This window comes from Nostoc sp. DedVER02 (assembly GCF_034530675.2).
In the GTDB taxonomy this organism is placed as follows: Bacteria; Cyanobacteriota; Cyanobacteriia; order Cyanobacteriales; family Nostocaceae; genus Nostoc.
This window is the reverse complement of record NZ_JAVRCP020000027.1, coordinates 72,706-81,929: the sequence shown is the minus strand read 5'-3', so window position 1 is coordinate 81,929 and position 9,224 is coordinate 72,706. Positions and strand designations below refer to the sequence as shown.

Sequence of the window (9,224 nt, the reverse complement as noted above, 5' to 3'; positions counted from 1 at the left end):
TCATAACAAAATTACTAAATGCACCCATCTATAAGTTTGACGTAGTTTGGCGCATCTTCATACAGAATTGGTATTAAGAGTGAGGAGTTAGGATTTTCATAACTCTTCACTCTCAACTTTTAACTTGCTGAGAAATCCACTGCAAGTAGGCTTGAGAACCGGCAACAATTGGTAAAGCAATAATTTCTGGCACTTCATAAGAGTGCATTTCCTTAATTTTGGCCTCCATTGCAGGAAATTGGGCCAAATCAGTTTTAATCACTAATTGCCATTCTTCCTCTTTACGCAGTTCCCCTTGCCAGGTGTAAATTGAATGGATTGGTAACAGACTCACGCAAGCAGCGAGTTTAGCTTCCACAAGGGCATTAGCAATTGCTTCTGCTTCCTGGATGTTGCCAGCCGTCACCAATACCACACCATAGCTAGCAGGTGTCTCCATAACCTCTAAACCGGCGCAGACAAGGAATAGACCTGACCATCAATCAACAGCCGTGTGATGCCCTTAGCTTGGAGATGAGTCCGAGCCTTATGGAGCATTTTACTATCAGGAACTTTAATCACGCGATCGCGCTTCGTAGAAAAACGCTTGGCGACGCGATGATTATCAAACACCGGCAGAGTTCTTTGCTGGGTTTCCAGGTTAGGAATTTGCCCCAAGTCACCAAAGTCCTTGAGAGGTCGGGTAATTAATTCTGAGGAACGGTCAATTACCAAATAGCAAGTTTTCGGCAAATTGGCTATCGACAGAGGTAAAACTTGAACTGATGCTTCACCTGGTCTTCTTTTTGTGACTAACGGCCTTTCGTCATCCAGGTCATCGTCATCAAAATCTTCTTCCTCAAAATCGTCATCATCTAAATCATCATCATCTAAATCGTCCAAATCCTCCGATTCGTCTAGCAAATCTTCGCCCAGCATCTGCGCGATGACAGCCGCTCCTGGATGTTTATCCTTTAGCGGTGGAATGGAGATGCTGACTATTTCCGGCGGCTTTTGCTCTGGAGTTTCTAATTTCTCCGTGACTCTGAGCTTCGGTTTTTCCGTCGCCGAGGGACGACGGCGCACCCGGCGACTCGCAGCAAGTGATTCTGCCGTTTCCTCTGAGTCAAGTTCTTGCTCTACACGAATTACCCGACGTGGCAGTGGCTCAACCTTTGGCACTTCCAAGGGCTGGCTCTCGATGGGTGGAACTTCTATCTCCGGCTCCGGTTCCGGTTGAGTCAGTAGAGGTAATTGCTCGTAGCTTACCTGCGCCCTGCCTTCAGGAGTTCTCGCAGCCCGCTTTAAAGAGACTAAGTATTCATACTCATCTTCTGGCAAAGTGCTTTTGAGCAGGCGACTAATTGTCGAATTACTCACACCATAGCGTTCTGCCAAAGTTGAGGTTGTTTCGGCAGTCTCTCGATATAACTTAAGAATTTCTTGCTTGTCAGAGTCTGTTAGTTTTCTCACGGTAGATACCAAAAATCTTTACTAAGCTCGTTTACGTCCGCTGGTACGCCGCGTTCGTCTTAGTGATGCGTCATATTCTAAGACAGCGCCCATACCAAATAACACTCCACTAAATACCCAAAACACTTCTAATATCTCCCCACTTTGATAGTTGGGGCCTTGGGCATATTTAAACCACATATCTGCAATGTAAAGCGAAAAGGCCGCTGCTGCAATCATTCGCCAAGACTGGGAAACTCTTCCCCCCCAAAAGGCTAACAGCAGAGTGGTAGCAATAATTAACAGAACTACATCGCTAACTACGTAGAACCAATTCAAAATAGCGACTAACAATTCTGAGGGTGTTTCCTGTTGCATAGAAATCCACCATGCCAACAAACTACCGAACACTGCAATTGCTAACACAATTAGCCATTGCCATTTTTCCAGATTGATTCGCCTGGAAGCCACAGCTAAAATCATGCCTGCGCCAAGTAATAGATAAGTCAGTACAAAAAATATATCGCCTACAGACACATCTGGTTCATCTTTTAAAACTATTTCGGTATATCCGAAAATTATCCCCCCAACGAAATAAGAAAGCATACCCAAGCCAATCAAGAGCCAAACATTTCGGCCACTGACGATTTGTGGACTCAGCCAGTTCCTCAAGCATAAGATACTGGCACCCAAATAAGCTAAAGCTTCAAAAATATTTGTGCCAATCACATACCACTCGGCTCGGGTTTCTATGCCATCGGCTCCAGGGACTTTGGCACTAAACAACAAAAAGTATAGCAGTGCCAGTACGGCCCAGCCAATATTAGCTAAGACAATGTTCTGAGTGTTGAAAATTGATTTAGAAAGGAACGAATTCTCGTAAGAGTTATTCATAGGATCAAGACTTATGTAGATGCACTCTGGCAGGATTTTGAGTTAAAGGACTGTATGTGTAGCAATGTGCCTGCCAAATAATACACAATCAGGTACAAAAAGCAAGTGCCAATGGACGGAATTTTGTTAAAATTTTCCATGCTACTGCCACAGTTTGCCTAGTGGCGATTGATTTAGCCAATTGATAAATAGCGATCGCTCGCCTTCTGGCATATCTTCTAGCTTATAAATCACTTGTTTGGTAAAATTGGCGTTGCCAAAATACGCTTTTCCCAATCTATGCAGTTCTTGTAATAAAGTAACTACATGATTTTCTTGCCAATCAGGTATTTTGGCGGCCGGTAAAGGATTAGTAGACACCAAATATTTAACTGCTTCAAGGGTTGATGCTTGAGGAAATTGTTTCTGCTTTAATACCTCCGCAATATCTTTTTCAAATAATCCAGCTTGCCTAGCACCCAAAAATTCTTCAATATCGATAGACACACCTTGCAATAGCAAAATACTGGCTTGGATTAAAATCGCCGTTTTGCCATGACCACCTGTGTCACCATCCAACTGTTCTAAACGGATTTTACCCCAGACGCTAAAGCGTTCCGGTTCTTCTAGTAAAACACAGGCTTTACCCCGGTTATCCGTTAATTCTCTCCATAAGGCTCTAGCCTCTTCTTCTTGACTAGCTTTGAAAACACTAATCAAGCGAAAAGTCTGCCCTTGATAATTGAGGATCGGCACCTGCTGATCCTTTTTTGGGTGCTGAATGCTTGATATTTCAACATCCTGCCGTTTGAGAATAAACATGGCACTAGCAAATAACTCCTCACAGGGGCACTCTTAATATGGAATATACAATGGCATTTGGCAGCATCGCCAAGGCTGAAATTACCTAGCTTACTGTGAAAATGGGTTTAGCGATCGCTAGATCCTTTCCGAAGGCAGTCGCCCAGAGGACGGTCATGTTAACAGGCAAATAACCCCTTGACAACTTAATATATTTAAACCAGTACCCCATCTGTTTCGTTTTTAATGTAAATTGACTAGCTAGCGACTAGCATCTTAGCCTTGCTAATGTAAAATCTGCAATTTTCGATTGCTTCTTGGTACGCAGAAACGATATAATAGTCTAGATGACTCCCAAAGGAGTCATTAATTTATGTTGGGCGCGTAGCTCAGTGGATAGAGCAATTGCCTTCTAAGCAATCGGTCGCAGGTTCGAACCCTGCCGCGCTCGTTTTAACTCAATATGAACCCTCAAGCAGCATGAAGTGATACGATCGTTTCCACATTTGAGGGTTCGTTATTGCTGCATCATACCAAGAATAAAGGCGATATTGCTGCTACCAGAGCGATCGCCGATCTAACACTTAAAGGATACTTGATTCTCACGCCAGTAGTTTGTGAGCATCTACCCTTTGATTTTGTTGCTTACAAAGACGATAAATTTTACAAAATACAAGCTAAATACGCAGGAGATAATAGAGTAGTCAATAAAACTATTTGGGTAGATAAAAATGGTACTCACCAAAAGAAGTACAAAGTAAATGACTTTGACTTTTATGCTGTTTATCTGCCTGATATAAATAAAGTTGTTTATCCATCAATTAATTTTAATGGTTGCTACATAACTACCCAGCTACCTAATTCAGCTACACCGTTTTACTGGTGGGAAGATTTTACAGACTTTACTGAAGCAGCGTCTAAGCGAACCTACAAAGAATTTGGCGTTGATTTAACAACCAGAAAGGTTAACCCAGACTCTAGAATTCATACCAGAAAAGTAGAAAGGCCATCGAAAGAACAACTAGAAAAATTGGTGTGGGAAAAGCCAACTGCACAAATTGGCAGAGATTTTGGCGTGTCTGATAAGGCTGTAGAAAAGTGGTGTAAAGCTTATGGGGTAGAAAAGCCACCTAGAGGGTATTGGGTGAAGAAAGCTTATATAAACATGATAAAAAATGATTAGTCTACATTAAGATATTCCACATTTAATTTGCAGAATTAGGGCAGGCAAGATGCCCACCCCACGAAAGATTTATTTTTTGGAGGATGCAAATTCAAATATTTTCAGATTAAGCCGCTCCGCATCTATGTAGTTCATTTTTTATTCCCCGCCATAAGTCAGAATCCCGTATGTAAATTAAACTTGCACATTTGGGATGCTCCCGATTTTTTGACTATTGACTAGTGACTAGAGACTCTTTTGGAGTATTAATCAGCGCTAGCTCAATAGTATTTTCAGATGGCTGCGTTATTTGAACCTCCAATCCAGGCCCAAAATAGTTGGTCATTTTTTCCTGCTTTTTTTGCCATACATCAAGTGGTATTAGTGGTGAATCAAATTCTAAGATTAGGGCATAGTTGCCATTGACTTCTACTTCTCGCAAACCTGTGACTGTTGGCCGTTCCTCGTCTGTGGGACTCAAACCTAGAAAAGAAAGTGTTGTATCTAGATGAGCGTCTTGACCATAACAATATCGGGTGATGTCCTTGCGTATTTTATTTTGAGTATCAGTTGCTTGCTGTTGGCGCAATATCAATGCTGAAGGTGATGTACTTTGGCTAAAGGGTACTGGCTTGAGTTCATTTGCTTTCAGCGCCAGTCCTCCCAACAATAGAGGAATCCCGTAAAAAAATCCGACAAGATTGAGTGTGGCATTATTACCAGCATAGGCCACGAACCCAATGATAGTTAATATGCCGCCGACAGTTAAACCGAGTGTTCCCAAAGAGATTTTGCCTAGCATGAGCTTAAATTAATATCAGTTTTGAATACCCTCAATACAATTTTCCAAAATTTTGGCAACAAATAAATCGGTTGTAATGGCGTACTGCTGTGCTACAGTACACCACTACCAACGTGCCTGTAGCAGCAATTTTGTAAAAAAGGTATCAGTTTTATTATCATCGGCTATTAGTAACAAATTAGGGAAGAGTATTAGTTTAAGCCCCTGATTAGGTATGTAAATATACAAATTATGCCAAGGCATACGCACTAGGGACAATTGATATATAGGACTACTATTTGATTTTTGAAAAGATACATAGGGTGTGAGCGCAAAGAGTACGGCACCAAAGCCTTAAGAAGGGTGCGTTATTACGGCTTACGCCTAACACACGCTACAAATACTTAGATTTTTCAGAAATCAAATATGATTCCTATAGAGACAAAGCAGTTACCTGACAAGTTATCCAATGGAGTAGTTACAGAGTATTAGCCTTACCTGAAAATTAGATTTTTGATTATTGTTTGCGTAAGTCTTAAAATAATATATTAGATAGTTGATTTCTCTAAGAAATTAGCTATCTATACTCCTGAGCATTTGATGTAATGTTTAATCCGATTTACCTTGTGCCCTAGAATGTTAATTTTAAGTTAACTTAAAGGTAGTTAAAGATAGGAAAAAATAATGGATTTACAGACTATAAAAGAACGGATTGCCGCAGTTCAAAGTAAACGCGATTACCTATTAGGCTTACTAGAGCAACCAAACCTGGGAACTTTAAGAGTTGACGTAAATCAGGCTTTGGAAGAACTGGATGAATTAATTGATGAATTTCAACGCACCATTCCGGTAGAGTAGAAATTATTATCAAAAATTGCGTCGGTTTAACCCTAAATCTCCGGCTCTACCGACGCTTTTTCCCCTTACCATGTCTTTAAATTGAACTAAGCCTGAGTTGGCGAAGCAAAATAACTGTATCATTTATCATGCAACCAAACCATTTCCTGCACGCTGACCTAATTGCCTAACTAAGGCTATCAGTTCGCTTGTGGGTACATCTTTCTTGCAAACGTCATCAAAGCTAGACATTGCCTTTTCTCCCTGAAAATTCACGTCTTCCACTGAGGAGTAAGCAAGGATTTGGGTATTCGGAGATATAGCTTTAATGTGACTAGACGCACTCCAGCCATCCATAATCGGCATCTGTAAATCTAGAACAATCACATCAGGATGACAACGTTTAACCATTTCTATAGCTTCTTCACCATTACTCGCTAAACCTACTACTTGAATATTTTCCTGGCAAGAAAAAACTAGCTGTAAGGTTAAACGAGTCAGTTCGTGGTCATCGACTACTAGAACACGCAAGGTAGAAAGCTCACAGGATAACATTAACATCGATGGGGAAAGACAATTTTATTTACTAGAACCCCTCTACTTTATGCTAACAAGTATCAGCCCTCAATCTATCCAATGGTTGAATAACTTGTGTGAACCTATGACAAACAGCTTAGATAACTTCTCAAAAAATTAAAGTTTTCTAAAATTTACTAAGTGAGCTATAGGAATCCGGTTTTATTTCAAATATCCGTAGGATGTGTTAGCGACAACGTAACGCATCAAACCCTTGATAATATTGCGTTACGAACTCCGTTCCAACACAACGCCAGTTGCTACAACACATAGCGCAGCCTAAAGCCTGCGGCATAGCAACGCTACGAGCGAGTCAGACGCTACGCACAGTCGCTTTCCGCGTCGCTATTGAGCGTCGAGAACCTCCCTTTGGGTGACGCTCCTTTGCCTTTGGCGTGCCGTAGGCAAGACTCGCTTGCCCGGCGGCGCTAACATCAGTCGCCTACGCCGGGAAACCCTCTACAGCGCTGGATTCACTGCAACGCACTGGCTCCTCTACAATACCTAATTTCGTTCAAAAATCAAATAGTAATCCTATAGTTGTCAAGGTATAACAAACTAATTATTTAATCAATCAGATTTGAGGCTACACCAGTTGATCGTAATGCCATATTCATGAGAATTTTTTGTGAATTAGCTTCTGGAGAATCATTGTATGGATGACGTTGAATGTAGTTGCCATCAGATTGTAATTCCCAAGCTTGGCGATTATCTGCAAGCATAATTCCCATAATTTCTTGTAAATCTTTGGCAATATCAGGGTCTTTTATTGGAGTAATTACTTCGACTCGCCGATCTAGGTTGCGGCGCATCCAGTCAGCACTACCGATATAGATTTCCTCTTGGGTATTATTATGAAAATAATAAATTCGAGAATGTTCTAAAAAGCGACCAACGATGCTGATAATGCGAATATTTTCACTAATGTCTTTAAGTCCTGGACGCAAACAACAAACACCCCTGATAATTAAGTCAATTTGCACTCCGGCGCGGGAAGCTTCATATAAAGTGGCGATAATTTGCGGGTCGACTAGAGAATTCATTTTGGCAACAATGCGTCCAGAAAATCCATTTTGAACATTTTCAATTTCGCGGTGAATTAGTGCCAAAAAGCGATCGCGCATATTCACAGGTGCAACCAGCAACTCTCGATAAGACTTTTGCCGGGAGTATCCTGTTAAGAAATTAAATAAATCTGTGATGTCAGCACCTAATTCTTCCCGGCAACTAAATAATCCCAAATCTGTATACAACCGTGCTGTTTTTGGGTTATAATTACCAGTGCCAATATGCACGTAACGGCGTATCCGGTCTTTTTCGCGCCGTACCACCATAACGGTTTTACTGTGGGTTTTCAGCCCTACTAAACCATAAACTACATGCACTCCAACTCTTTCTAGTCGTTTTGCCCAGTAAATATTATTTTCTTCATCAAATCGCGCCTTTAATTCCACCAGTACAGATACCTGCTTATCATTTTCAGCAGCAGCAATTAAGGCGTTGACGATGGGTGAGTCGCCAGAAGTCCGGTAAAGTGTCATCTTGATGGCTAACACATTCGGGTCGTAGGCAGCATGGGTGATAAAACGCACCACTGTAGCCGAAAAGGATTGATAGGGATGGTGTACTAGTAAATCTTTTTCCCGAATCACAGCAAAAAAGTCTTTTCCTTCGTCCGTCTCTAGTGCATCGGGGTCTAAACTCGGTTCCCTCAACCTTTGCAGGCGTAATGGGACAACAGATTGGCGTGGTGGATCTTTGAGTTCCGGTAGTGGTAATGCCATAAAAGACATCAAATCCCGCAGTCCTAAAAGACCATCTACTTCGTAGAGATCGCTTTCTGTTAATTCCAAATCGTGCAATAATCGCGATCGCACTACTTCAGGAGTCTGGGATTGAATTTCCAGCCGGACTGGACTCCCACCTAGCCGCCGTTTTCGTAATTCCTGCTCAATGGCTAACAGCAAATCATCTGCTTCATCTTCTTCTAAGATCAAATCAGCATCACGAGTAATGCGGAACGGATGATATTCTTGAATATTCATCCCTGGAAATAGAGATTCTAAGTTATGAGCGATCGCTTGTTCTAAAGGTACTCCAGTCCAGTTAGCAGGTTTGTCGTTATTTTGTCCCAACTCCGGCGGTATTGGTAAAAATCGCGGGAGAAGATTGGGGACTTTAACTCTGGCAAAGAATTCTTCTTCGGTGTCTGGGTTCTTAACCACAACAGCCAGATTCAGACTGAGATTAGAAATAAAAGGAAAGGGATGACTAGGATCGACAGCCAAAGGTGTCAAAACTGGAAATACTTGTTCCTCAAAATAACTGTTGAGATGAGTCCGCTGTTTTTGATTCAAATCTATGTAATTCAAAATATGAATGCCATGATTTGCTAACAATGGACGAAGTACTTCCTCAAAATGTTGATGCTCTTTCTTAACATGAGGAATCAGGGTAGACCTAATATCATCTAACTGTTGTTGTGGTGTCCGACCATCGGGAGTTAACAGGCTGACTTTTGCCTCTACTTGTTGCTTTAAACCAGCAACCCGCACCATGAAAAACTCATCTAAATTAGAGTTAAAGATTGCTAAAAACTTCAGGCGTTCGAGAAGTGGTGTGCGATCGTCACAGGCTTCATGTAAAACTCTGGCATTAAATTCTAGCCAGCTTAACTCTCGGTTAAGATAATATTGTGGATCGTTTAAATTAATGGGATTGGCGCTTTTTTTAGATTTTGCCATAACGATCTTAGGGTAGCCA

9 protein-coding genes and 1 tRNA gene are annotated in these 9,224 nt (G+C 41.4%); 3 read left to right on the top strand and 7 right to left on the bottom strand.

Annotation, left to right across the window (positions count from 1 at the left end; all coding sequences use genetic code 11):
• Positions 1-112 precede the first annotated feature (112 nt).
• From cutA to RMZ41_RS23215, 4 genes are all read right to left on the bottom strand, one after another.
• The gene (cutA, locus tag RMZ41_RS23230; protein ID WP_322644720.1) at positions 113-439 is read right to left on the bottom strand and encodes a divalent-cation tolerance protein CutA; all 327 of its coding nucleotides are present in this window, start codon (positions 437-439) and stop codon (positions 113-115) included.
• A gap of 5 nt (positions 440-444) precedes the next feature.
• Positions 445-1,452: a transposase gene (locus tag RMZ41_RS23225; protein ID WP_322644721.1), complete on the bottom strand. Its 1,008-nt coding sequence runs from the start codon at positions 1,450-1,452 to the stop codon at positions 445-447.
• Between the two features lie 21 nt (positions 1,453-1,473).
• Complete coding sequence (locus RMZ41_RS23220) at positions 1,474-2,325, bottom strand: hypothetical protein (protein ID WP_322644722.1); 852 nt, start codon at positions 2,323-2,325, stop codon at positions 1,474-1,476.
• A gap of 141 nt (positions 2,326-2,466) precedes the next feature.
• A complete protein-coding gene (locus tag RMZ41_RS23215; protein ID WP_322644723.1) occupies positions 2,467-3,126 on the bottom strand; it encodes an Npun_F0813 family protein in 660 nt (219 codons plus the stop codon).
• 357 nt (positions 3,127-3,483) lie between these two features.
• Between RMZ41_RS23215 and RMZ41_RS23210 the strand changes: the two genes are divergently transcribed.
• Positions 3,484-3,556 (top strand) — tRNA-Arg (locus RMZ41_RS23210).
• Between the two features lie 69 nt (positions 3,557-3,625).
• Complete coding sequence (locus RMZ41_RS23205; RefSeq protein WP_322644724.1) at positions 3,626-4,288, top strand: group I intron-associated PD-(D/E)XK endonuclease; 663 nt, start codon at positions 3,626-3,628, stop codon at positions 4,286-4,288.
• Between the two features lie 211 nt (positions 4,289-4,499).
• On the opposite strand, the gene RMZ41_RS23200 is transcribed toward RMZ41_RS23205, so the two are convergent.
• A complete protein-coding gene (locus RMZ41_RS23200) occupies positions 4,500-5,069 on the bottom strand; it encodes a DUF2854 domain-containing protein (RefSeq protein WP_322644725.1) in 570 nt (189 codons plus the stop codon).
• A 663-nt stretch (positions 5,070-5,732) separates the two neighbouring features.
• Between RMZ41_RS23200 and RMZ41_RS23195 the strand changes: the two genes are divergently transcribed.
• Entirely contained in the window at positions 5,733-5,906 is a 174-nt protein-coding gene (locus tag RMZ41_RS23195; protein ID WP_322644726.1) for a hypothetical protein, read from the top strand.
• A gap of 126 nt (positions 5,907-6,032) precedes the next feature.
• On the opposite strand, the gene RMZ41_RS23190 is transcribed toward RMZ41_RS23195, so the two are convergent.
• Both RMZ41_RS23190 and ppk1 read right to left on the bottom strand, forming a co-directional pair.
• Entirely contained in the window at positions 6,033-6,446 is a 414-nt protein-coding gene (locus RMZ41_RS23190; protein ID WP_322644727.1) for a response regulator transcription factor, read from the bottom strand.
• A 581-nt stretch (positions 6,447-7,027) separates the two neighbouring features.
• A complete protein-coding gene (gene ppk1, locus RMZ41_RS23185; RefSeq protein ID WP_322644728.1) occupies positions 7,028-9,205 on the bottom strand; it encodes a polyphosphate kinase 1 in 2,178 nt (725 codons plus the stop codon).
• Positions 9,206-9,224 lie beyond the last annotated feature (19 nt).